This window comes from Chondromyces apiculatus DSM 436 (genome assembly GCF_000601485.1).
Classification (GTDB): Bacteria; Myxococcota_A; Polyangia; order Polyangiales; family Polyangiaceae; genus Chondromyces; species Chondromyces apiculatus.
The window spans coordinates 238,458-261,661 of the sequence record NZ_ASRX01000005.1; the positions used below are offsets into that span (position 1 = coordinate 238,458).

Here is a 23,204-nt window from a genome sequence, read left to right on the forward strand (position 1 = left end):
CTATCGCCTCACACCACGGTAGGCTCGATCGGCGTGAACCGCCCGAGCCGCGCCTCGATGGCTGCCGCGGCGTCGAGGCACAGGTCCTCGCGGTAGGCGCTGCCGATCACCTGGACCCCGTGGGGCAAGCCGTCCACCACGCCCGTGGGCACGGCCACCGCGGGCACCCCGACGAGGTTCGTGGCGGCGCAGAGCCGCATGGCCTTCCCCATGCGCGTGTGCTCGTCGAGGCCCTGGACGTCGAACGCCACGGGCACGGCGGGCTCGGTGAAGACCGGGCCGAGCACGATCGGGTAGCGCGCCAGGAACATCGCCCAGTCGCGCTGGAGCCCTTGCCGGACCGCCGTGAGGCGCACGTACGTCGCGAGGTCCACCGGCTTCTGCAGCGCCATCGCGTACGCGATGTACTGCTTGCCGTAGGCGCCCAGCAGCCGCTCCAGCATCGCGCTGACGAGGTGGAACTCGGTCATCACCAGGCCACCATAGGTATCGGCGACCTCGCCGAGCCGAGGCACGTCCGCCGCTTCCACGACGTACCCGGCGTCCCGCAGCGCAGCCGCGGCGCTCTCCACGGCAGCGCGCACGCTGGGTGCGACGCCCTGTCCTCCCGGGTCGGCGACGAGCGCCACCCGGATCGGTCGCGCCGGCGGTGGCCCTTCGAGGGGCGCCGGTACCACCCGCGGATCTCTGGGATCCGGCCCCGCGAGCACCCCGAAGGCCAGCCGCAGATCGGCGACCGTGCGTGCCAGCACGCCGTCCACCGGGATCACCTGCGAGGCCAGGCTCATGTCCCGCGGCCCCACGCTCCTGTCGCCGGGGAACCGCCCGTAGCTCGGCTTCAGCGCCGTCACCCCGCCGAACAGCGCCGGGATGCGCACGGAGCCCCCTGCATCGTTGCCGATCCCGAGCGGCGACATGCCGGTCGCCAGCGCCACGCCCTCGCCGCCGCTGGAGCCGCCGGGAGAGCTGCCCGCATCCCAGGGGTTCACCGTGTCGCCGAAGAGCTGGCTGCGCGTGTGGAAGCCGAGCGAGAGGTCCGGCAGGTTGGTCCTGCCGATGGGGATCGCTCCCGCCTTGCGGAGCCGCTCGACCACGGGGGCGTCGGCCGGCGCCACGGCATGGCGCAGCGCTGGCACGCCGTTCGTGGTCGCCGAGCCTTCCACGTCGATGTTCTCCTTCACCGTGAAGGGGACGCCAGCCAGAGGCCCGAGCGTCTCGCCGGCCGCGCGCCGACGGTCCACCTCCCGTGCCGCGTCGCGGGCGCTCTCCGCGAGGAGACTGGTCACCGCATTCACTGCTGGATTCACCGCAGCAATGCGATCGAGGTGGGCATGGACCACGTCGAGCGCCGACGCCTCCCCGCGGGCAATGAGCGCGGCAATCTCCGCGGCCGACAGTCTCCAGAGCGTGTGATTCATGGACTCCGTCCCTTCGTCCGTCGCTGGACGTTCAATGGCGGTGCGTTGTCGTGCGCCGGGTCAGTCGCGCTTCGTGGGGGCGCTTCCCTGCTGGAAGCACGGCGACGCCAGGTGCGCGACGTACCCACGAATGTCTTTCGGCCACCCGGCGATCAGCGCCTCGAATGCCGCCTTGTCCTCCGCGAACAGGGCGCGTGACGCCTCCTCGTAGCCGGCCAGGTTTCCTGCCATCGCCGTCATGAACCGGCTCGTCGCTTCTCGCGAGAGCCGGGCCAGCTCCTTGCCGGGATCGTGCTTGCTCGCCTCCTCCACCAGCCTGCGCAGCGCCGCGGAGATCCCGTTGGGCTGCTGCTCCAGCCATTCCCAGTGCCGCGGCAGCAGCGAGACCTCGCGGCTCACCACCCCGAGCTTGGGCCGCCCGGGACCTGCGCGCGGCGGCGCCGGGGCCGCGCGGGCAACCACCTCCTCCGCGGTGCTTTGCGGGTTGAAATCGATCTGCCGGCCCGTCCTGTCCTCGAAGAGGAGGACGACCTCGTGCGGGTCCCGCGCAGCGCGCTTCTGCGCCCGCTGGAGGACCTGTGCGAGGTCGCCCGACGCGAGGCGCCGCTGGCCGGCGAAGGCTGTGTACGTAGCTTCGTCGTTCACCCGGAGGGTTATACCCGGGTAAATCTTCTCGTCAATAGTACCCGGGTAGAATTGCGACAGGCTCGGAGGGGCTGCGTTTCCGGTCGTGCTGCCGTGGCAGCCGAGGGCTCACTTCTCCACGAAGTCCTTCAGGCGCCCGAGCGCCGCGTCCCATTCCGCCGAGATCTGGTCGAGCGAGGCCCGCGCCACGTCGAGGCGCTCGGGCAGGAGTTCCCAGACGCTCTCCCGCCCTGGCCGGCTTCCCCGCACGAGCCCGGCGCCCTCCAGCACGTGCAGGTGCTTGGTGATGGCCTGACGGCTCATCGCGAAGCCCTCGCTGAGCCGCACGATCGACGCCGGGCCCTCCTTGCAGAGCCGGGCGACGATCTGGAGCCGCGTCTCGTCGCCCAGCGCCGCGAACACCGAGACGGAGTCACGCACGTGGAGCAGCCTCATCCCCCCGAGCTTACCCCGAGATGCTTGGCGATATTCTCCGTCTGGATCTGCCAGCCTTCCTCGTTGCTGCGAAAGGCGTAGGCGCGCCGCTCCGGAGGGAGCCGATCGAAGCCCGATTCGGTGACGCGGAGCAGCGTCCCCTCGGGCACCTCCGTCAGCTCGAAGACGACCAGCGTGGTCGGCTCACCCGAGTAGTCCACGTTCGCGTCGATAGCCGACGGGTGCCAGCGCCACGACAGGTGCCACTCGGGCTCGACGCGCTCGATGGTCACGTTCCACATCAGGTGCTCGTAGCCCTTGTGGGTGATCGGCCCCTGGACATGCGCTCCAGGCGTGAACTCCCCTCCCTCCAGCTTGGTGCCGAACCAGCTCCCGAACTCCTTCGCGTTCGACAGCGCCTTCCAGACGCGGGACCGGGGAGCGCGGAGCACGACCTGTTTCTCGATGACGTCGGTAACCATATGCAACCTCTTGGTTGCAAGATGGTTCCTCGGGACTCGTTATGCAACAAAAAGGTTGCTGATGAGACGCCACCCGTCTCGCCGGAGGAGGCGCGCTGTTCTCCGGCCCTATTCCCCGGGGCCGCGATCCCTCAGCCGGTACCCCACCCCCGGCTCCGTCACCAGCAGGCGCGGCCGCGCCGGGTCCGCCTCGATCTTCTTCCGCAGCTCCGCCATGTGCACCCGCACGTAGTGCGTCTGCGCCGCATACCCGGGCCCCCACACCTCCTGCAGGATCTGCCGGTGTGTCAGCACCTTCCCCGCATGCTGCGCCATCAGCGTGAGGAGCTTGTACTCGATCGGTGTCAGATGGACCTCCTCTCCGCCGACCCGCACCTCTCGCCGCGCGAGGTCCACCCGCAGCTTGCCGATCTCGATCACCGCCGTGGTCGCGCCGCCTGCGCCGCCCACGCCGCCTTGCTGCGTCTGCTGCGCATGCCTCAGCGCGACCCGCATCCGCGCCAGCAGCTCGTTCACGCCGAAGGGTTTGGTGAGGTAATCGTCGGCTCCGGCATCGAGCGCGGCCACCTTGTCGTCCTCCCGTCCTCGCGCCGAGATGACCAGGATGGGGATCCGACTCCATTCCCGCACCTGCCGGGTGATCTCGAGCCCGTCCCCGTCGGGTAGACCGAGGTCGAGCAGGATCAGGTCCGGATTGTGGCTCGTCGTCAGCGCTACCACTTCTCCTGCGCGCTCGGCTTCCACGATCCGGTAGCCGTGCGAGGTGAGGGACGCCCGGATGAACTTCCTCATCTGCGGCTCGTCCTCCACCACCAGCACCAGCGCCCCCGGCTCGCTCATGCGCCGCCCTCGCTCTTCCGCGCCTCCGGCGGCTCCGGCGGCTCCGGCGGCATCTGCGGCGCTTCTCCTCCCAGCGGCACGGTCACCCGGAACATCGCCCCGCCCCCTTCCCGCTGCTCCGCCTGCATCGTCCCCCCGTGTGCCTCGGCGATTCCCCTGCAGATCGGAAGCCCGAGCCCCACCCCGGAAACCCCCACGTGCGCTCCCCGGAAGAACTTCTCGAACACCCGCTGCTCCGCCCCTCGCGGTAGCCCAGGCCCTCGATCCATCACCTCCACGCTCACCACCCCGCCTTCCTCCCGCACCTTCACCACGATGGGTGACTCCGGCGGCGTGTACTTTGCCGCGTTCTCGAACAGATTGACGAAGATCTGCCCGAACAGCACGGGGTCCACCCACATCAGCGGCAGCTCCGCGGGGATGGAGATCTCCACCTGCCGCTCTCCGAGGCGCGCCTCCAGCCGGGTCAGCGCCGAGCCGATCACCTCTTCGAGAGGCACCCAGTCCCGCTTCAGCGACAGCCCCCCGGCCTCCAGCCGGGTCATGTCGAGCAGGTTCGCCAGCAGCCTCTCCAGCCGCTCTGCCTCGTCGCAGACCGACTCCAGCAGCTCCCTGCGCGTCCCCTCACCAAGGTTACCGTCATCCCGCAGCGCCGTCGCCGCCCCCGTGATCCCTGCCAGCGGGGTGCGCAGGTCGTGGGACACCGCCGAGAGGAGCGAGCTGCGCATCTCCTCCGTCTTCGCCCGCAGCGCCGAGGCCCGCGCCTCCTCCGCGAGCCGCGCCCGCTCGAACGCGAACGCCGCCTGCCGGCAGAACACCTCCAGGAGCGCGCGCTGCTCGACCCGCAGGGGCGCCTTGGCCTTCGGTGCCAGCGCCAGCACCCCGAGCCGCGACGCTCCGATCCCGAGCGGCATGCACATCGCCCTGGACCCGGGCAGCGTGTCCGTGCCGAGCCCCGCCATCCGCCCGTGATCGTGGCACCACCGCGCCACCCCCATCTCCTTCGCCTCCAGGATCGCTCCTCGGGGGGCCGCCCCGAGCTGCTGGAGCGCGCCCGCATCGTCCGCGCGCAGCACGAACACGGCCGCCTCGAACACCTCCGCCGCGTGGCGCACCACGGCCGCGGCCACGTCCGACGGCACCTCCACCCGGCCCAGGTCCCGGCTCAGCGCGTACAGCGCCGCCGTCCGCTCCTCCCGCGCCAGCGCGTCCTGCTCCTGCCGCCGCAGCCGCGTCGTCAGCTCGCTGACCACGAACCCCACCCCGAACATCATCGCGAACGTCAGGAAGTAGCGCCCGTCGGCCACCGCGAACGTGAACCGCGGCGCCACGAAGAAGAAGTCGTACGCCGCCACGCCGAGCGCCGCGGTCAGGATCGACGGCCCCCGCCCGAGCCGCATGGCCACCACGATGACGGCCACCAGGTAGAGCCCATCCAGCTCCGGCACGGCCAGCACCGACCGGATCGCCGTCGCCACGGCCGTCGCCACCGCCACTGCCGCGAGGGCCCACCCGTACGGCGCGAAGGCGATCGGCGCGCCTGCCCCCCGCGGCTTTCCACCCTCCCGCGCCCCCCCCGCGTCGCCGCTGATCACGTGCACGTCGATGTCGCCGCTCCCGCGCACCACCTCGTCGAGCAGCGAGCCCCGCAGCCTGTCGCGCACCCGCGAGTGCGTCGGCTTGCCGATGATCAGCCGCGTGACGTTGTTCCGCCGCGCGTACCCCAGCAGCGACTCCGACACCCGCCCTGCAGACAGACGGGTCACCGCGCCCCCCAGCGACTCCGCCAGCCGCAGGTGCGCCTCGAGCCGCGCCCGGTCCTCGTCCCCCTGCCGCCCGAGCGGCGCCGCCTCCACGTACGCCGCCACCCACGGGCACCGCAGCCCTGCCGCCATGCGCGCCGCCGCCCGGATGAGCCGCCCCGAGCTGGGCGCTGGCCCCACGCACACCAGGAGCCGCTCCCCCGCGGGCCACGTCACCGAGACCCCGTGCCGCTCCCGGTAGGCTTGCACGTCCTCGTCGACGTGCTGCGCCGTCCTCCGCAGGGCAAGCTCCCGCAGGGCCAGCAGGTTCCCGCGCTGGAAGAAGTGGTCCGCCGCGCGCTGCGCCTGGTCCGGCAGGTACACCTTCCCCTCGGCGAGGCGCTGCAGCAGCTCCTCCGGCGCGATGTCCACCACCTCGATCCCGTCCGCCCGATCCAGGATCTTGTCGGGGATCGTCTCCCGCACCCGCACCCCGGTGATCTGCGCGACCACGTCGTTCAAGCTCTCCACGTGCTGCACATTCACCGTGGTGAGCACGTCGATGCCCGCGTCGAGCAGCTCCAGCACGTCCTGCCAGCGCTTAGCGTGCCGCGACCCCGGCGCGTTGGTGTGCGCCAGCTCGTCGACCAGCAGCACCTTCGGCCTGCGCGAAAGCGCCGCGTCCAGGTCGAGCTCCTCCAGCACCCGCCCTCGGTACGTCACCTGGCGCCGCGGCAGCAGCTCCAGGCCCAGCACCATCGCCGCGGTCTCGGGGCGTCGGTGTGTCTCCACCAGCCCGACCACCACCTCCACGCGCTGATCGATCACCAGGTCCCGCGCCACCTGCAGCATCCGGTACGTCTTGCCGACGCCGGGCGCGAAGCCGAAGAACACCTTCAGCTTCCCCTGGTGGGCGCGCGCCTCCTCCTCCTGCACCCGCCGGAGCAGGGCATCGGGATCGGGTCGCTCGCCGCGCTCGTTGCGCTCGCTCATCACGTGCGCCGCCAGTCTCTCACGCGCCTCACCTTCCGCGCTCCGGGAGCGCATCCAGCGCCAGGTTCAGCCGCAGCACGTTGACGCGCGGCTCCCCGAGCACCCCCAGGGTCCGCCCCTCCACGTGCTCCTCCACCAGCGCCCGCACCCGCCCCTCGTCGAGCCCCCGTGCCTGGGCCACCCGGCCCACCTGGAACAGCGCCGCCGCCGGCGTCACGTGCGGGTCGAGCCCGCTCCCCGACGCCGTGACCAGGTCCACGGGCACGCCCGGCTTCCCTCCGGAGGCCGTCCGCAGCGCCTCCACGCGCCCCGCCACCGCCTCCCGCAGCGCCGGGTTCAGCGGCCCCAGGTTCGACCCGCCCGACGCTCCCCCGTTGTACGGGTGGGCTCCGGTCGCCGAGGGACGGCCCTGAAAGTACCGCGGCGCCTCGAACGGCTGCCCGATCAGCTCCGAGCCCACCACCGCGCCACCCTCCGCGTGCACGAGGCTCCCGTTCGCCTGGCGCGGGAACATCCCCTGCGCCGCCGCGGTCACCGCCAGCGGATAGACCACCCCCGTGAGCACCGTGAACACCCCGAGCAGCACCAGCGCAGCGCGCATCAGCGTTCCCATGCGAAGCTCCTGTCCGTCCTCTCCAGAGACCCTCACGACACGCCCATGGCCGTGAGACCGAGGTCGATGACCTTGATGCAAGGGAAGGGGAGGACCACCCCACCCAGCCCGTAGACCAGCAGGTTCCGCCGCAGCAGCACCGGCGCCGGCGCCGGCCGGTAGCGAATGCCCCGCAGCGCGAGGGGGATGAGGGCGATGATGATCAGCGCGTTGAAGATCACCGCCGACAGCACCGCCGTCGTCGGCGAGTGGAGCCCCATCAGGTTCAACGCCCCCAGCGAGGGGTACGTCGCCGCGAACGCCGCCGGGATGATCGCGAAGTACTTCGCCACGTCGTTCGCCGTGCTGAACGTCGTCAGCGCGCCCCGGGTCATCAGCATCTGCTTGCCGATCTCCACGATGGACAGGAGCTTCGTCGGGTTCGAGTCCAGGTCCACCATGTTCCCCGCCTCCTTCGCGGCCTGCGTCCCGGTGTTCATCGACACCGCCACGTCGGCCTGGGCCAGCGCGGGCGCGTCGTTGGTCCCGTCGCCCGTCATCGCCACGAGGTGCCCCTTCTGCTGGTAGTCGCGGATCATCGCCAGCTTCGCCTCGGGCGTCGCCTCTGCCAGGAAGTCGTCCACCCCTGCCTCGGCTGCAATGGCCGCCGCCGTCAGCGGGTTGTCCCCGGTGATCATCACCGTCCTGATTCCGATCCGCCGCATCTCCGCGAACCGCTCCTGGATGCCGCCCTTCACGATGTCCTTCAGCTCGACCACCCCCAGCACCCGCGACCCCTCGGCCACCACCAGCGGCGTCGACCCTTTCTTCGACACGTCCTCCACCACCCGCCGCACCTCGGCGGGCACCGTCGCCCCCTGCCCCTCCACGTACCTCACGATCGCGTCCGTCGACCCCTTCCGGATCCGCCGCCCGTCCAGATCCACCCCGCTCATCCGCGTCTGCGCCGTGAAGGGCACGAGCTTCGCCCCGAGCGCGTGCAGGTCGCGCCCCCGCAGCCCGAGCTTCTTCTTGGCCAGCACCACGATGCTCCGCCCCTCCGGCGTCTCGTCCGCGAGCGACGAGAGCTGCGCCGCGTCCACCAGGGCCGCCTCCGTCACCCCGGGCGCCGGCAGGAACGCCGTCGCCTGCCGGTTTCCCAGGGTGATCGTTCCCGTCTTGTCGAGCAGCAGCACGTCCACGTCGCCCGCCGCCTCCACGGCCCGCCCCGAGGTCGCGATCACGTTCGCCTGGATCATCCGGTCCATCCCCGCGATCCCGATCGCCGACAGGAGCCCCCCGATCGTGGTCGGGATCAGGCACACGAGGAGCGCCACCAGCACGGTCAGGCTCACGGGCGACCCGCGCCCCGCGCTCGACACCGCGTACATCGAGTACGGCAGGAGCGTCACCGTCGCGAGCAGGAAGATCAGCGTCAGCCCTGCCAGCAGGATGTCGAGCGCGATCTCGTTCGGCGTCTTCTGCCGCTTCGCTCCCTCCACCATGGAGATCATCCGGTCGAGGAACGTCTCCCCGGGGTTCGCCGTGATCCGCACCACGAGCCAGTCCGACAAGACCCGCGTCCCCCCCGTCACCGCGCTCCGATCCCCCCCGCTCTCGCGGATCACCGGCGCGCTCTCCCCCGTGATCGCGCTCTCGTCCACCGACGCCACCCCCTCGACCACCTCCCCGTCCCCCGGGATCAGATCGCCGGCCTCCACCAGCACCACGTCCCCCTGGCGCAGCCGCGCCGAGACCACCGCCTCCACCGCTGCCTCGCGCCGCGGCTCGGCCAGGCGCTTCGCCGTCACGTCCTTCCGCGCCTTGCGCAGGGTGTCCGCCTGCGCCTTCCCCCGCCCCTCGGCCATCGCCTCTGCGAAGTTCGCGAACAGCACCGTGAACCACAGACACAGCGACACCGCCAGGATGAACCCCGCCGGCGCTTCCCCCTTCCCGGTCACCGCCGCGTGGACGAAGAGCGCGGTCGTGAACGCGCTCCCCACCTCCACCACGAACATCACCGGGTTCCTGATCATGCGCCGCGGGTCGAGCTTCACGAAAGCATCGATGATGGCGCGTCGGACAATCGCCGCCTCGAAGAGCGGTCGCGCTTGATGCGTGCTCATGGAATCTCTTCTCCAGTCCTTTCACTGACCCGAGAGCGCACCCGAGAGCGCACCCGAGAGCGCACCCGAGAGCGCACCCGAGAGCGCGAGGTGCTCGACGATGGGCCCGAGCGCCAGCGCCGGGACGAACGTCAACGCTCCGACGAGCAGCACCGTCCCCACCAGCAGCACCACGAACAGGGGCGTGTGCGTCGGCAGCGTCCCCGCTCCTGCCGGCACCACCTTCTTCCGCGCCAGCGACCCTGCGATTGCCAGCACCGGAATCAGCACCCAGTAACGCCCCACCAGCATGCACACCCCGATGGCGGTCGCGTAGAACACCCCGCTCACCGTCAGCCCCCCGAACGCCGATCCGTTGTTGTTGGCGCCCGAGGAGAACGCATAGAGCACCTCGCTGAAGCCATGCGCCCCCGGGTTCCCGAGCGGCGCCGTACCCACCGGCACCACGCACGCAATCGCCGTCCCGATCAGCACCGCCGCGGCGGGCAGCAGGATCACCAGCGACGCCATCTTCACCTCGAACGCCTCGATCTTCTTCCCCAGGTACTCCGGCGTCCGCCCCACCATCAGCCCTGACACGAACACCGCCACGATCGCGTACGCGATCATCCCGTACAGCCCCGACCCCACCCCCCCGAACACCACCTCCCCGAGCTGCATCAGCCACATCGGCACGAGGCCCCCGAGCGGCGTGAAGCTGTCGTGCATCGCGTTCACCGACCCGTTCGACGCCGCCGTCGTCACCGCCGCCCAGAGCCCGCTGTTCACGATCCCGAACCGCACCTCCTTCCCCTCCATGTTCCCGCCGGCCTGCAGCGCGCTCGCGGCCTGATCCACGCCGAGCGACGCCAGCACCGGGTTTCCGGCCTGCTCCGCACCCACCGTGACGAACGCGAGCGGCACGAAGATCGCCAGCATCGCCAGCAGCACCACCCACCCCTGCCGCCGGTCCTTTACCAGCGCGCCGAACGTGAAGCACAGCGCTGCCGGGATCAGCAGGATCGCGAGCATCTGCAGGAAGTTCGACACCGCCGTCGGGTTCTCGAACGGGTGCGCCGAGTTGGCGTTGAAGAACCCGCCTCCGTTGGTCCCGAGCTGCTTGATCGCCACCTGCGACGCCGCCGGCCCCAGCGCCAGCACCTGCTGCGTCACCGCCTTTCCGTCGGCCCCCGTGGTCGCGTCCAGGAGCTGCGCCGTCGCCTGCCCCGAGAGCGTCTGCACCACCCCCTCGGAGACCAGCGCGAGCGCCAGCACCAACGACAGCGGCAAGAGCACGTAAAGTGTGCTCCGCGTCAGGTCGACCCAGAAGCTTCCGATCCCCTCCGACGTGCGCCGCACGAACCCCCGGATGAGCGCTGCCAGCACCGCCATCCCCGTCGCTGCCGACACGAAGTTCTGCACCGTCAGCCCCAGCATCTGCGTCAGGTGGCTGAGCGTCGTCTCCCCTCCGTAGGCCTGCCAGTTGGTGTTCGTCGCGAAGCTCACCGCCGTGTTGAACGACACCTCGGGCGACACCGCCCCGAGCCCCGCCGGGTTCACCGGCAACACCTGCTGCACCCGCTGCAGCCCGTACACCGCGAGCGCCCCTGCCAGGTTGAACAGCAGGAGCGCCGCCGCGTACCGCTTCCACCCCATCTCCTCGTCGGCCCTCACCCCCGCGAGCCGGTACATCCCCCGCTCCAGCGGGCCGAGCACCCGCTGCGCCCACGACGCCTCCCCCGCGAATACCCGCCCCATGTACCCCCCGAGCGGCGCCGCCAGCGCCACCAGCGCCCCGAGGAACACCACGATCTGCACCACACCGTTGGCACTCATGACAGCCTCTCCGGGAACAGCAGCGCGAACAGCAGGTACGCGAACAGCAGCAGCGCCAGCGCGCCGCCCACGACGAGCAGAGCATTCACGACGATCACACCTTCCCGCAGAGCCCGACGAAGCCCCACGACAGCAGGAAGAACCCCACGATTACCCCGACGAACCCCACATCCATGGTCACCCTCGCTCCTCCTGGCTCACAGCCAGGTGGTCACCCCGAGCGCCAGCGTGTCCTGCGCGCGCCGGTCCGGAACGAACGGCGTGCTCCTTCCATCGCCGGCCACGTCCCCCCCGAAGAACATCTCCCCTGCCGCGTGGTCGTGCCGGTACTCCAGCCGGAACGACACCCGCTCATGCGGCCGGTAATCGACGGTGCCCGTCCCCGAGGCCACCCACGCCACCGGCCAGAACAGCGGGCTCGCCGCTCCCATGCGGTTCGACGCGACCTGCTCGTGGAACGCATCGCCCCGCAAGGCCAGGTACAGCGGCGGGAGCACCCGGAACCGCCCGTACACCGCCCCGGCGACCCACCCGCTCGTCCCGAAGCGGTTGGGCTCGAACCCCGCATTCGCGTGGCCGAGCACCGCCACGGCGGGCGTGATCTGCCACGTCGCGTGCGCATCCACGAGGTGCCGCCACGCCCGACCCTCCGGCGCTCCGGGCGCCCGCTCCACCCCCGAGAAGTAGAGCACCGACAGCGCCAGCCGGTCGGGCCGCGTGTACGTGAGCTGCGCCGACACCGACTTCTCCTCGTTGCTGTCGACGACGCTGTTCCAGCCATTGTACCCGGCCAGCGTGAGCGCCCACGTCTCGGTGAGCGAATACGTCGCCTTCACCCCCGTGTGATAGAAGGGCAACCCGAAGAACAGGTTCGACCGCGACCAGTTCCAGTTGTCGCGCACCGCCATCCCCTCCGGCCCGATCGGCGACAGGAACAGCCCCGCCGCGATGAGCAGCCCTCCCCCCACGTCGAACCGGTACCCGGCGTACGCTTGCTGCACGTATTTCCACAGCGCGGTCCCGCTCTCATTGGCCGCGCCCGACCCTGGCAATGCCGGCTCCGCCAGATAGTACGTCGACGGCGTGTGCCCCACCTGCAGCGTCACCCGCCCGACCACGTCCTCGTGGTCCCACTGTGCATCCAGCGCCACGTTGGCGAGCGTGAAGCTGTTGTGCCGGTTGTCGAAGCCGCGAGCGTTGGTGATGCCATTCGAGGGCGCATTGAAGTTCCACTGATAGAAAGCCTCCGCATACCCGCCGACGGTGAACGGCTTCGCCGCCACGGGCGCCTGGATCGCCTCCTCCGCATCGCCGTTCTCGCCGTTCTCGCCGCTGTCCTCGCCGCTGTCCTCGCCCGCGCTCCCATCGTCGTCGCCCTCTTCGGCGGGAACCTGGGCGCGCGCGTGTCCCTCCTCCACGAACACCGCCGTGAAGGCGCAGACCAGCGCTCCGAGCGTGGTGAAACGAGCGATCGCATGAGACCGGCCCACGAGAGACCGGCCCATGAAAGACCTGCGCGCCATGAGAGCCTCCGACCTGTGGCGTTCTAGCCCTGCCCCGATCGAGGCGGCGTCAAGCCAGGGCCCCGGCGCATCAAGAAAGGATCAAGATGGCCCACCCCCGGACCCACCTCCGCGTGTCCACGCTGCAGCGACGCCACCCGGAGCGACCTCCCCGCAGCACTCCGGTTCCCAGGCGAGCCCCAGCCAGGCTAGGCTCGTCGCATGCGCCACCGGATGCTCACCCTCGCTGCCCGCCACCCCCTCGCCGCCCTGTTCTCGATGGTGCTCCTCGTCCTCGCAGGCGCAAGCGCGCTCCTCGCGACGGCCCTGGGCTCCACGTCGGAGGCTGACCCCGCGGAGCGCGCCGAGAACGAGGCCGGCAGCCCCCGCGCCATTCTCAGCCGCATCTGGTTCGACAAGTACCCCCAGAAGCGCAACGAGGAGGTGCAGGTCCTGATCTTCCTCGCTGGCGGCATCGGGATCACCGAGAAGGGCTCGTCCTACCGTTATGCCGTCGATGTCTTCGAGTTCGAGCGCCAGGGCGACAAGGTCTCCCTGAAGTTCCTGCACGACAAGAAGGCCGCGGAGACGAAGTTCACGGTGAGCGCCTGCGACGAGAAGCCGCCCTTCGATCTGTGTCTGGATCTCGAGAACTCTCCCTTCGGCCAGAAGCGCTATTACGGCTTCGGGTCTGCGGACGACATGGCGCAGAACGTCCCCTGGAGCCCCGCCGTGATGAAGTCTGCCGAGAGCCGCGCCGCAGCCAGGTGAACGACCACTCCAGCGCCACGGATCGGCCCGACGGGGCCTCGCCCCTCCGCCTCGCCCTCCGCCGCCTCCGGACGACACCGTCGTGGGCTTGAGTGGTGCACCCTGCAGCACCGCGCAGCGCGCGTGACGTGCTGCCCTGGCGGCTCCTCAGGCGTTACGATGCTCGCCCGAGGAACCCGTGATGGCAGGCTTCGATCTCCCCTACGAACCCATTCGTCGGCGGCTCTACACCCCCGCCGAGCTCTTTCAAGGCTTCGATCCCGCGCAGCCCGCCTCCTTCGCGCAGACGGCGGACTTCGCCATCTACCAGCACTTCGTCGCCCAGGGCCGCACGGCCCCCGACAACCCCTACATGGGCATGGTGCAGGCCCTGCACGACAACACCATCACCCAGGCCACCAACGTGTTCAAGGCGGGCCGCCGCGTCGCTGCCATCATGGGCGGCCACAAGCTCGCCCGCAGCGCGCCTGCCTACCGCAGCGTCGCGGTGATGGCCCGCAGGCTCACGCGCCAGGGCATCCTCGTGTGCACGGGCGGCGGCCCTGGCGCCATGGAGGCGACCCACCTCGGGGCCTCGCTCGCGCACAGCAGCGACTCCGACCTCGCCGAGGCCCTCGCCATTCTCGGCACCCAGCCCACCGTCCCCGCCCTCGCCGACATCGTCGCCCCCTCGGGCGCCATCGACCCCGACTGCGTCGCCATGGCCCATGCCTGGTTCGCCCCCGCCTACCAGGTCGCCTCCGCCATCCGCGGCCCTGCCGAGAGCCTGGCCATTCCCACGTGGCATTACGGCCACGAGCCCACCACGCCCTTTGCCACCCACACGGGCAAGTACTTCCAGAACAGCATCCGCGAGGACGGCCTGCTCTCCCTCGCCAAGCAAGGGATCATCTACGCGGAAGGAAAGGCCGGCACCATCCAGGAGATCTTCCAGGACGGCGCCCAGAACTATTACCGGACCTTCGAGTACTTCAGCCCCATGGTCCTGTTCGGGGTCCAGTACTGGACCGACACCTACCCCGTGGTCGCCGTCCTCCAGAAGCTCTTCGACCCGGCCGACTACGCGAAGTACGTGCTCGTCACCGATGACGTCGACGCTGCGGCGCACTTCATCGAGCAATTCACGCCCCTGAGCTGAAGGAGCCACGCTCCCCGCGCGCGCGGCTCACGCATCGCTGTCAAGGTAGGCACCCGACCGATGGACCACGACTTTCATGCCGTCATGCGCAAGCACTCCGATGCCGAGCTGCTCGACATCGTGACCAAGCAGCGAGACGACTACGTGCCCGAGGCCCTGGCCGCCGCCGACGCGGAGCTGGCCCGCAGGAGCCTGAGCCCCAAGCAGGTGGCGAGGGCCGAGGAAGACCTCGGACTCAAGCAGCGCGACAAGGAGCAGCGGGCCAGCATGCCCCTGGGGTTCGGCTGGAAGCTGGTGTTCCTCGCCTGCCCTGGCCTCCTCACGCTCATGTTCGCCGGCTCCTTCAAGGCCGACGGCTACACGCGGAAGTACCGGGAAGCGTGGCAGTGTACGGCCATCGGCCTCGGCATCTACGTTGCCCTGATCGTTTCGTGCTCCGCGCTGTCTGCGCCTCTTCCACGATGAGATGCAGCTCTCCCCTCATGCGTATTCCTCTCTCGCTTCTCCCGCGCGCGCCCCTCTCGCTCCTCGTCCTCGGCGCCTCTCTCCTCGGCTGCGCCTCTCCGCGTCCTTCCCGCGCCCCCTTCCTCCATGCCCCACCGCCTTTCCCCGTGGTTTCTGCCGCGACGCCCCCGCCTCCAGTCCCACCGCTGCCCCCGCCCGTGGTGGTGCCTCCCAACACCTGGCTGACGCCCCTGTCCACCCGCCTCCCCGGCATCGACGCGGGCATCACCGCCGAGCAGGTCGCCATCGCCGCGGACGGCAGCGCAGCGGTCGCCGCCAACTGCTTCGGCGCGTTCCTCGACACCGGCGGCAAGCGGCGCACCTGCGGCAGCCCCCCCGATCCCCTCGTCACCTTCCTCGGCCCTGACGGCGCCCACCGCTGGACGTGGTCGAGCCGCGACGACCTCTCCGGCCGCGCCACGGGCGTCGCCTTCGCCCCGAGCGGCGACGTCTTCGTCGTCGGACAGGTCTCCTCCGGCTTTCGCCCGGGTGGCCGCGTACCCGAGGGCTCCGACCCCAGGCGCCGCGCCTCGGAGGGGGTGGAGCAGTTCCTCGCCCTCCTCGGGCGCGCCGATGGCGCCCTCCGCTGGGTCCGGGCCGCGTATGGCTCTGCATGGACCCTCGACCGCCGCGGCGTCGTGCACCTGGAGGAGCTCGTCGCCGATGCCGCCGGCAACTACCGCCGCGTCATGCACGGCTTCGACGTGGCCACCGGCAAACCCCTGCACCGCACTGACCTCGACGCCCTCGGCCCGTGCGCTCCCCGGTGCGGCACCGCCTCGCTCGCCCCGCACCCCACCGACGGCGCCGTTCTCTTCCAGGTCCCCGAGCACGTCCCTGACAGGCCCGTCACCCTGCGCGCGCGCCACCTCGGCTCCGACGGCGCCCTCCGGTCCGACCAGAGCCTGGACCTGCTCCCGCTCCCCACCGCCCAGCACACGTCCCCCAGGCTCCTCGCCGCCAGGCTGCACCCGAACGGCTCCCTGCTCGTCCACCTCAGCTACTACACCCCCGAAGACCACGGCGCGATGACCGCCCTCGTGCGCGTCGGACCCGACCTGCGCACCACCCGGGTCGTCCACCTGCCGGCGCACAGCATGCTCGTGGGCACGCTGGGCGAGCGGGCCGTCGTCACCCTCTTCGTCCACCCACCCCCGAACGGCCCAGCCCCTCTCGTCTTCGGCGCCACCGTCCCACCGCCAGACGACACAGGAACGGCCACCGTGCTCGCCGCCATCGACCTCGACAGCGCCCAGGCCACCACCCTCTGGGCCCCCGCCTCGCGCCAGTTTCTGGGTATCGACGTCAACCACGGCCGCGCCGTCTACCAGGGCAAAGCGGGCCTCGCGCAGGTGCGCCTGGAAGAACCTTCGCGCTAGCCAGCTCCTGCCATGAGCGAGCGGCGGTAAACGCTGTCACGAGCACAACCGCCGTCAACTGCCCGGAAGTGGTCTGAGACGACAGAGGGTGCAACTCACGAGGAGCGTGGAGGAGCATCGATGGCCAATGTCGGCCAGCTCCGGCGCTATGCTGGCAGGAAGGTTGGCCTACTTCGGCCACCTCCCGGTCCGTGCTCATGCCTCTGTACAGGCAGTGGGCATCACGCAGGTCGACATGGGTGATGACCTCATCGTGCACGGCTCACGCCGTTGACTTCCGCCATACTGGCGGGTTACGAAATCATATCGCCCAGCTCGCGCTCGGCTCGGAGGACACGATGGAAGCTCTCGCTCTGAACAAGCCGATGACGTTCGAAGAATCCCAGCAGCTCGTCCGCATCGACGCTGAGCTAGCGCACGCACTTCGCGAGGTGCAGACGTTGGACTTCACCATGCTCAAGCGCAAGTTGGTCGAAGAGAACCACTGGACGAACGAGATGTGCGAGGAGGTCGAGGGCCTCTACCGGAAGTTCCTCGCGCTGAACAAGCGGTATCCGGACCGCAAGATTTGCCCCTCCGGGCCGATCGACGAGTTCTGGCACGCGCACATCCTCGACACACACGCCTATGCACGGGATTGCGAGCGCCTCTTCGGTCATGTGCTCCACCACTTCCCCTACTTCGGCATGCGAGGGCCAGAGGACCGCGCCGACCTGGAGGATGCATTCTCCAAGTCGGTCGACCTCTTCATCGTTCACTTCGGCATCGATCCCACTGCGGGCGATTCTCGCGCGCGGAGTTGCCGACCGCAGCGTTGCCCTTGAAGGTGCACGTCGCCGGTGAAGGCCGGTACGCCCGTTACGCCCGTTGCGCCCGGTACTTCCGATACCCCGACGCGGTATCGCGCTTCTAGGCTGCATCTCTGGACAATACATGCCTCCTCCTTGCTCTTTCTTCGATGGCGCTGAAGACGAGGAGCTGGAAGCGACCAACGCGGTCTTCTGGGACAGCCTCATCACGCATATCCGAGAGGATGTGCACGTCGATCCACCCGAGACCCTGCTGGACATCGGCAGCCATCGAGGCGGGCTGATCGCGCGTCTTGCAAGCGAGTGGAAGCTTTCACGCGCCTGGGGAATTGAGCCCATCGCCACAGCCCGCGAGGCGGCCGTCAGGCGGGTCGGCAGGCTTGTCTCGGAGTCTCACATGCTGGATGTCACCGGCTGGTCGAGCGTCCCTGATGCCGCTGCGGATCTCGTCACCTGTCATGAAGTGCTGTACCTGATACCGGATCTCGGCGCTTTCATGACGGATGTGAGCCGCGTGCTCTCCTGGGACGGGCGTGCGTACATCGTCCTCGGTTGCCACGCCGAGAACCCCGTCTGGAACCACTGGAAACCGTTGCTGCGGGCTCTCGGGCATCAGGTCCACGATCACCTCCCCATGGATATCCTCGCCGCAGGCGCAGCCGCCGGCCTCGTGCCCTCGCTGAGGCCCTTGCGGCAATCTGGGTGGATCACCCACGACCCTCGCCATGCCACGTTCACGTTTCCGAGCGCCAGCGCGATGCTCGACCATCACTTCAAGCACAAACTCCTGTTCAGGTTCACGCGCGCATGACGCCTGCGCTCATACCCGAGATCGTCGCGAGCCCGGAGGTCGCCGGATGGATCGCCTCGCGCTGCGCTGCTCCGGATGCATTGACGGACCTCGAACGCGCCGCGCTCTCGGGCACGCTGCACGATACCTTCCTCGACTCTGAAGCCTGGGGCGGCTTTCAGACTCGGGCGCGTTCCCTCTGGGGCGACCATGACCACGTGATCGTTCGCGGCGTGCGTTGCTCGGATGAAGGGACATCGCTCCTCCTCTTGGCGCTGCTGATCGGCCGACGGTTCAAGCCGTACAAGGGTGACAAGGTGGTGAAGCACTTCCGCATGTCCCCCTGGACGAGGGATCTCTCGCATACCCTCCAGGAGGGGCACTTCCACACCGACATCAACACGGCGCCCCAGCCGCCGCTGACCACCGCGATCCAGTGCCGCATCCCCGATCCCGGAGCGCCTGGTCACGGGGTGAGTCGTGTCGCTCGGCTCGCGGATCTGCTGCAGACATTGCGACGTGCGGGTGAGGCAAGCACCCTCGCCTTTCTGCAGGCGACCGACGTGACGATGGTCAATGACAGCTCTCCTGACGGGTGGACGGGGCGCATCGCGACGGATGAACGGATCCGCTTCCACCCTGAGACCCTGAGAGCGGCGCATCGTCGCTACGGCAACCTGCCCGCCGATATGGAGACCCACCTCCAGATCATCAAGCAAGCAGCGCTCGACGTCTCCTTTCCCATTCACCTCGATGCAGGCGACACGTTGCTCGTATCGAATACGCGCGCGCTGCATTACCGGGGAGAATGCTCGGTGGTGTACCGCTCGTTTCCGCGGGACTTTATCGCGCGTGAGATCTACGTCCTGCACCTTCTCGACGAGCCAAGATGACGAAGGGCAAAGCCAGCGACGCAGCTCACCCTCATGCAACGATCGACATCGTCGGCGCCGACGCGCACAACCTGAAGCAGGTCGACGTTCGCATTCCCCTCAACCGCGTGACGGTGGTCACTGGTATCTCGGGCTCTGGCAAGAGCTCGCTCCTCACCGACACGCTGGCGGTGGAGGCCGACCAGCGGATGCGCACCTTCCTCGGCGTTCACCAGCCGCAGCTCGAAGGTACACCTCCCCGCGCTTTCATCGGCCCCATGCCGGCTGCGATTCATGTCGGTCAGCGCGCCTTCCGCGCCTCTGCGCGCACCACGGTCGCCACGGCGACCGGGTTCATGGCGACCTTGCGACGGCTCTACCTCGCCTGCGCGCGGCCGTACTCCGATCGGCTGGAGCGGTTCGTGCCTGGCTCATCGCCAGCCTCCTATGCCGCCTGGTTGACGAAGCACTACCGGGGTCCTGCCACGGTCTCGGCGGTCCCCGTCTACTTCACTGCGACCGACGGCGTTCGCTGCGCAGAGCGGCTACGCGAGTCCGGCATCGCCGAGGTCGTCGTCCGCAGCCGCACGGATTCCCCCAAGGCGTGGGAGCGTGGACGCAAGGTGTCCACAGCCCGCTGGAAGCCCCTCAACGCCACGGTCCAGCACATCATCGAGGCCAGCCTGGGCGAACTCACCCTCACTCCGAAGAGTGATCGGAAGAAGCTCGAGGCGTTGCTCCAGCAGGCCTTCGACGCAGGGCAAGGTCAGGTGTTCGTGGACCTCCCCGCGGCGACGCAGCCCGAGCTACGCGGCCCCTTCGGTCCCCGACTCGACTCCGCCCTCCACTGTGTCGACCCGGAAGACGCGACCTGTTTCTTTCAGCCCAACCGCCACCTCCTCTCCTTCAACGCGCCGGAGCACCCCGAGAGCGGCGCATGCAGGAGATGTCATGGCCTCGGCCGAGCGACGACGCTGGACGAGCATGCTCTCGTCGAGCACCCAGATCGCCCGATGAGCAAGGGGGCGTTCTCCATCTGGACCGAGAAGAATTACAAGCACGTCAACATCCAGCACGCCACGATCGAAGGCCTCCGGGGTACGCGCGGCTTCTCGCCGGACGTGGCCTGGAGCAAGCTCCCGAAGGACGCGCGGGAGCTGGTCCTCAACGGCGCAGGCGACGTCCTCGTCACGGACGTGGATCCAGTGACCCACAAGAAGCTGGGCCCTCCGCGCCCCTTCGAAGGCTTCCGTCACGCCATCCTGGAGCGCGTTGGACGAGGTACCAAGGTCTCCGAGAGCCTCGCGCCCCTCGTTTCAGAGGGGCCGTGCCCCGACTGCGGAGGCTCGCGCTGGTCACACCAGGCGCGCGCCCTCCGGATTGACCGCGCGGGCGTTCATGACCTTCTCGCGAAGCCCTTCCTGGACGTCGTCCCTTTCACCGAGAAGGGCAGCCAGTTCGCCGCCGAGGTGCCCGCCGATTGCGCTGCGCTCGTGCGCATGCTGCATGATCACGCCGCCGCGTTCGTCTCTCTCGGGCTGGGGCACCTCAGCGGCGACCGCGGCATGCTGGAGATCAGCGAGGGGGAGGGGCGACGCGCCAGGCTCGCAGCCGTGCTCAACTCCCGCCACGCTGGCCTCTGCATGCTCCTCGACGAGCCTGCGCGTGGCCTGCACGACGAGGACGTGGGCACCATGGCCAGCGCCATCAGGGAACTCGCTCATGCACACAGCGTCGTGATGAACGAACACCGGCACGCGCTCGTGAAGGCGGCTCATCACGTCATCGAGCTCGGCCCCGGTGCGGGGCATAGCGGCGGAGAGGTGGTCCATGAAGGCTCCGTCAGGGAGAGTTCCTGGGCCAAGGCTCCAACCCTCGACCGCGTCCTCCTCCCTGTGCCGCGTGCACAGCCACGCCTCACGATCCATGGTGCGACCATCCACAACCTCGACGCCGTGGACTGTGCCATTCCCCTCGGGCGACTCACCTGCCTGACGGGCCTCTCCGGCTCGGGGAAATCGAGCTTCGTGCGCGGGGTCCTGGTCCCCGCCGTCGCCGGCCGCCTCCCGAAGAACGCTGACATCGAGGACTTCGAGCGCCGCCGCGGGACATGGACGCGCCTCGACGGCGCGGAAACGCTCCGGGGGCTCGTTGCCCTCGACCAGAAGGCTCCTTCTCCCAATCGCCGCAGCATCGTCGCCACCTTCCTCGGCATGGCGGAAGCAATTCGAACCGCATTTGGCGCCTCGGACCAGGCGCGGCGCGCCGGCCTCGCGCCCACCGACTTCGGCCTCAATGCGGGCACCGGTCGCTGCCAGGTTTGCCTGGGCATCGGTGAGATTGCGGAGCATGACCAGTGGACAAGTTGCCCTGTTTGCGGCGGCACGCGGTTCGGACAGGATGCCCTTTCCGTGCGCGTGGACGGCATGAACATCAGCGACCTCCTGGAGGTCCCCGTCGAGGCACTGCAGCCGCAGGTCCCCTCGTTCCTCACCGGATCCATGCCCATCCTGGCGGCCATGGTCGACCTGGGCATCGGCCACATCGCGCTGGGCCGTCGCGTGGACACGCTGAGCGGCGGAGAGGTCCAGCGGCTCCGGATCGCCGCCAAGCTCGCGGACCACGACGCTGGCGACCTGCTCTTCGTGCTCGACGAACCTGCCGCTGGACTTCACCCCACCGACGTTGAGCGCCTCGTCCGCGCGCTCGATCGCATCCTTGATCGTGGCAAAAACACGGTGGTGCTGGTGGAGCATAACCCCGCCATCATCCAGGCCGCCGACTGGATCATCGAGTTCGGCCCAGGCAGTGGTCCCCATGGGGGCAGGATCGTCGCGTATGGCCCCCCGGATGAGATCCGCGCGACCGACACCGCGACGGGCCGGGTGCTCGCGGGCCGCACCCCACCTGAAGGCACCAGGCCGCCCAGGGTGCGCCCCGCGCCCGCGGCCTCCGACGGCGCAGGCGATCCGCTCGCGCAAGCCGAGCGCGTCAGAGCCTGGTTGAAGCACCTCGTCGGCGACGGCGTAGCTCCTCCCGAAGATGGACCGGACGATGCGGCGCTGGACCGCCCTGCCGTCGTCCTGAGCGACCGCTTCTGGCTCGGGCGCGGCGCCTGGGAGCTGGGTGGCCTCGACCTTGAACTCAGCAAGCTGCTGCTCGACGTGCACCAGAGCCAGACAGCGCCGGATGCCCTCGACGCCTTCGCCCGCGCCTGGGTCGAGGTCCCCGACGGTCGCCTGTGCATCCAGCCTCACCTCAAGGACATCCAGCGCTGGGGACCACGCCTGCCCGCGTCGACGGTGCAGACGACCCTCAAGCACCTCCGCTCCATGGGCCTGGAGCTGATCCCTGGCAGCGACACCTCTCGGAAACGGAAAGCGCCAGGGACCGCTCCGGCAGAGGTCCTCGACGCCCGCGCCACCGGAGACCGCTTCGTTCCTCGCCAGCAAGGCCTCGACGAGCGCCGACGCCTCATCGCGGACGCGCTCGCCCTCGGAGGAGACTACGTGGAACTGCGCGACACCCGGGGGAAGCTTCTCCAGGCGTTCGGCCCGCGGCTCGTCGACCTCACCCGAGGCATCGTCGGCCCCATGGCACCTGCGCCCTTCCACTTCTCCCGCCATGACCCTCGCGGCCAGTGCCCCATGTGCAAGGGGACCGGCCTGGTCATGGCGCTCGAGGAAGCGCTGGTCGTGCGCAACCAGCGCGCAGCCCCGGAGGAAGACGACTTCCTGCACCCCGCGGCCGCCGCCATCTTGAAAGGCATCCGCCGCAGCGATCTCCTCCCCTTCCTCCGCCATCTGGAAGAGGAAGGCCTCTGGACTGGGTCCACGCCCTACTCGAAGCTGGATCCCGCAGCGAGGACCACCTTCCTCTTCGGCTGCTGGACCCGCCCTGGGCTCGGCACTTTCTTGAAGAAAGGGAAGGACCCCTCCGAGGTCGGTTCCTGGCTGACATGGGATGGCCTCTTCCGCGTGCTCTGGGGGGAGCGTGAGCGCAGCACGGATGCGCGGTGGCGGGCGAGCCTCGAACAGTCGCGCGCCTTCGACGCGTGTCCCTCCTGCGAAGGCAGCGGCCTCGCCCCTCAAGCTCGATTGTTGCTGCTTGCCGACCGCTCCCTCCAGGAGTGGGTCTGCTCCGGCACCCTCCTTGACCTCCACAGCGCGCTCCGCGACGTGCGCACCGCGAGCCGCCGCCAGAAGCACACCCAGAAGCGCCTCCTCGGGTGCCTCGCTCCGCTCGCGAAAGAGGCGGGCGCGCGCCCCCTCAGGGAGCGCCTGGACACCGCACCACCACACGAGGTGGGCCAGCGTGTTGTCGAGGCTTTCACGGACATGCCTGCTGTGTTCATGTGAGACCGACCTGCTCG

Annotated in this window: 19 protein-coding genes; 8 read left to right on the top strand and 11 right to left on the bottom strand. The window is 69.6% G+C overall.

What is annotated here, in order from left to right; all coding sequences use genetic code 11:
• Positions 1 to 8 precede the first annotated feature (8 nt).
• The 11 genes from CAP_RS04105 to CAP_RS04150 all read right to left on the bottom strand — a co-directional run bounded on the left by CAP_RS04105 (position 9) and on the right by CAP_RS04150 (position 12,590).
• Positions 9 to 1,418 (bottom strand): amidase, encoded by a 1,410-nt coding sequence (locus CAP_RS04105; RefSeq protein WP_044236219.1) that lies wholly within the window; start codon positions 1,416 to 1,418, stop codon positions 9 to 11.
• Between the two features lie 60 nt (positions 1,419 to 1,478).
• Positions 1,479 to 2,063, bottom strand: a complete 585-nt coding sequence (locus CAP_RS04110; RefSeq protein ID WP_044236221.1) for a DUF2239 family protein — start codon at positions 2,061 to 2,063, stop codon at positions 1,479 to 1,481.
• Positions 2,064 to 2,171: 108 nt separating this feature from the next.
• Entirely contained in the window at positions 2,172 to 2,498 is a 327-nt protein-coding gene (locus CAP_RS04115; protein WP_044236223.1) for an ArsR/SmtB family transcription factor, read from the bottom strand.
• The gene (locus CAP_RS04120; protein ID WP_044236225.1) at positions 2,495 to 2,965 is read right to left on the bottom strand and encodes an SRPBCC family protein; all 471 of its coding nucleotides are present in this window, start codon (positions 2,963 to 2,965) and stop codon (positions 2,495 to 2,497) included. The genes CAP_RS04115 and CAP_RS04120 overlap by 4 nt, the downstream gene beginning before the upstream one ends.
• A gap of 102 nt (positions 2,966 to 3,067) precedes the next feature.
• On the bottom strand, positions 3,068 to 3,799 hold the full coding sequence (locus CAP_RS04125; RefSeq protein WP_044236226.1) for a response regulator: 732 nt from the start codon (positions 3,797 to 3,799) through the stop codon (positions 3,068 to 3,070).
• On the bottom strand, positions 3,796 to 6,534 hold the full coding sequence (locus CAP_RS04130; protein ID WP_044236430.1) for a DUF4118 domain-containing protein: 2,739 nt from the start codon (positions 6,532 to 6,534) through the stop codon (positions 3,796 to 3,798). The genes CAP_RS04125 and CAP_RS04130 overlap by 4 nt, the downstream gene beginning before the upstream one ends.
• Before the next feature lie 28 nt (positions 6,535 to 6,562).
• On the bottom strand, positions 6,563 to 7,147 hold the full coding sequence (kdpC, locus tag CAP_RS04135; RefSeq protein ID WP_044236229.1) for a potassium-transporting ATPase subunit KdpC: 585 nt from the start codon (positions 7,145 to 7,147) through the stop codon (positions 6,563 to 6,565).
• 32 nt (positions 7,148 to 7,179) lie between these two features.
• Positions 7,180 to 9,252 carry a potassium-transporting ATPase subunit KdpB gene (kdpB, locus tag CAP_RS04140; protein WP_044236231.1) on the bottom strand — a complete coding sequence of 691 codons (2,073 nt, stop codon included), beginning with the start codon at positions 9,250 to 9,252 and terminating at the stop codon, positions 7,180 to 7,182.
• A 21-nt stretch (positions 9,253 to 9,273) separates the two neighbouring features.
• The gene (gene kdpA / locus CAP_RS04145) at positions 9,274 to 11,067 is read right to left on the bottom strand and encodes a potassium-transporting ATPase subunit KdpA (RefSeq protein WP_044236233.1); all 1,794 of its coding nucleotides are present in this window, start codon (positions 11,065 to 11,067) and stop codon (positions 9,274 to 9,276) included.
• Complete coding sequence (kdpF, locus tag CAP_RS46975; RefSeq protein ID WP_197040994.1) at positions 11,064 to 11,156, bottom strand: K(+)-transporting ATPase subunit F; 93 nt, start codon at positions 11,154 to 11,156, stop codon at positions 11,064 to 11,066. Before kdpF ends, kdpA begins: the two co-directional genes overlap by 4 nt.
• A 108-nt stretch (positions 11,157 to 11,264) precedes the next feature.
• Entirely contained in the window at positions 11,265 to 12,590 is a 1,326-nt protein-coding gene (locus CAP_RS04150) for an outer membrane beta-barrel protein (RefSeq protein ID WP_231511072.1), read from the bottom strand.
• Between the two features lie 201 nt (positions 12,591 to 12,791).
• On the opposite strand from CAP_RS04150, the gene CAP_RS04155 reads away from it, so the two are divergent.
• The 8 genes from CAP_RS04155 to CAP_RS04190 all read left to right on the top strand — a co-directional run bounded on the left by CAP_RS04155 (position 12,792) and on the right by CAP_RS04190 (position 23,190).
• Positions 12,792 to 13,340 (top strand): hypothetical protein, encoded by a 549-nt coding sequence (locus CAP_RS04155; RefSeq protein WP_044236237.1) that lies wholly within the window; start codon positions 12,792 to 12,794, stop codon positions 13,338 to 13,340.
• Between the two features lie 181 nt (positions 13,341 to 13,521).
• Positions 13,522 to 14,478 (top strand): LOG family protein, encoded by a 957-nt coding sequence (locus CAP_RS04160; RefSeq protein WP_052374112.1) that lies wholly within the window; start codon positions 13,522 to 13,524, stop codon positions 14,476 to 14,478.
• Positions 14,479 to 14,562: 84 nt separating this feature from the next.
• Positions 14,563 to 14,943 (top strand): hypothetical protein, encoded by a 381-nt coding sequence (locus CAP_RS04165; RefSeq protein WP_156040478.1) that lies wholly within the window; start codon positions 14,563 to 14,565, stop codon positions 14,941 to 14,943.
• Positions 14,944 to 14,960: 17 nt separating this feature from the next.
• Entirely contained in the window at positions 14,961 to 16,361 is a 1,401-nt protein-coding gene (locus CAP_RS04170) for a hypothetical protein (RefSeq protein ID WP_156040479.1), read from the top strand.
• Positions 16,362 to 16,699: 338 nt separating this feature from the next.
• A complete protein-coding gene (locus CAP_RS04175; protein WP_044236244.1) occupies positions 16,700 to 17,185 on the top strand; it encodes a glycine-rich domain-containing protein in 486 nt (161 codons plus the stop codon).
• A 109-nt stretch (positions 17,186 to 17,294) separates the two neighbouring features.
• The gene (locus tag CAP_RS04180) at positions 17,295 to 17,981 is read left to right on the top strand and encodes a class I SAM-dependent methyltransferase (protein WP_044236246.1); all 687 of its coding nucleotides are present in this window, start codon (positions 17,295 to 17,297) and stop codon (positions 17,979 to 17,981) included.
• 80 nt (positions 17,982 to 18,061) lie between these two features.
• Positions 18,062 to 18,853: a TauD/TfdA family dioxygenase gene (locus CAP_RS04185; protein WP_197040996.1), complete on the top strand. Its 792-nt coding sequence runs from the start codon at positions 18,062 to 18,064 to the stop codon at positions 18,851 to 18,853.
• Positions 18,850 to 23,190: an excinuclease ABC subunit UvrA gene (locus tag CAP_RS04190; RefSeq protein WP_044236248.1), complete on the top strand. Its 4,341-nt coding sequence runs from the start codon at positions 18,850 to 18,852 to the stop codon at positions 23,188 to 23,190. The genes CAP_RS04185 and CAP_RS04190 overlap by 4 nt, the downstream gene beginning before the upstream one ends.
• Positions 23,191 to 23,204 lie beyond the last annotated feature (14 nt).

What these genes read in the sequence shown, in the direction of transcription:
- CAP_RS04105 (WP_044236219.1), bottom strand. Translation starts at nt 1,418, where the DNA reads ATGAATCACACGCTCTGGAGACTGTCGGCCGCGGAGATTGCCGCGCTC.
- CAP_RS04115 (WP_044236223.1), bottom strand. Translation starts at nt 2,498, where the DNA reads ATGAGGCTGCTCCACGTGCGTGACTCCGTCTCGGTGTTCGCGGCGCTG.
- CAP_RS04125 (WP_044236226.1), bottom strand. Translation starts at nt 3,799, where the DNA reads ATGAGCGAGCCGGGGGCGCTGGTGCTGGTGGTGGAGGACGAGCCGCAG.
- CAP_RS04130 (WP_044236430.1), bottom strand. Translation starts at nt 6,534, where the DNA reads ATGAGCGAGCGCAACGAGCGCGGCGAGCGACCCGATCCCGATGCCCTG.
- kdpC (WP_044236229.1), bottom strand. Translation starts at nt 7,147, where the DNA reads ATGGGAACGCTGATGCGCGCTGCGCTGGTGCTGCTCGGGGTGTTCACG.
- kdpB (WP_044236231.1), bottom strand. Translation starts at nt 9,252, where the DNA reads ATGAGCACGCATCAAGCGCGACCGCTCTTCGAGGCGGCGATTGTCCGA.
- kdpA (WP_044236233.1), bottom strand. Translation starts at nt 11,067, where the DNA reads ATGAGTGCCAACGGTGTGGTGCAGATCGTGGTGTTCCTCGGGGCGCTG.
- CAP_RS04150 (WP_231511072.1), bottom strand. Translation starts at nt 12,590, where the DNA reads ATGGCGCGCAGGTCTTTCATGGGCCGGTCTCTCGTGGGCCGGTCTCAT.
- CAP_RS04155 (WP_044236237.1), top strand. Translation starts at nt 12,792, where the DNA reads ATGCGCCACCGGATGCTCACCCTCGCTGCCCGCCACCCCCTCGCCGCC.
- CAP_RS04160 (WP_052374112.1), top strand. Translation starts at nt 13,522, where the DNA reads ATGGCAGGCTTCGATCTCCCCTACGAACCCATTCGTCGGCGGCTCTAC.
- CAP_RS04165 (WP_156040478.1), top strand. Translation starts at nt 14,563, where the DNA reads ATGCGCAAGCACTCCGATGCCGAGCTGCTCGACATCGTGACCAAGCAG.
- CAP_RS04170 (WP_156040479.1), top strand. Translation starts at nt 14,961, where the DNA reads ATGCGTATTCCTCTCTCGCTTCTCCCGCGCGCGCCCCTCTCGCTCCTC.
- CAP_RS04175 (WP_044236244.1), top strand. Translation starts at nt 16,700, where the DNA reads ATGGAAGCTCTCGCTCTGAACAAGCCGATGACGTTCGAAGAATCCCAG.
- CAP_RS04180 (WP_044236246.1), top strand. Translation starts at nt 17,295, where the DNA reads ATGCCTCCTCCTTGCTCTTTCTTCGATGGCGCTGAAGACGAGGAGCTG.
- CAP_RS04190 (WP_044236248.1), top strand. Translation starts at nt 18,850, where the DNA reads ATGACGAAGGGCAAAGCCAGCGACGCAGCTCACCCTCATGCAACGATC.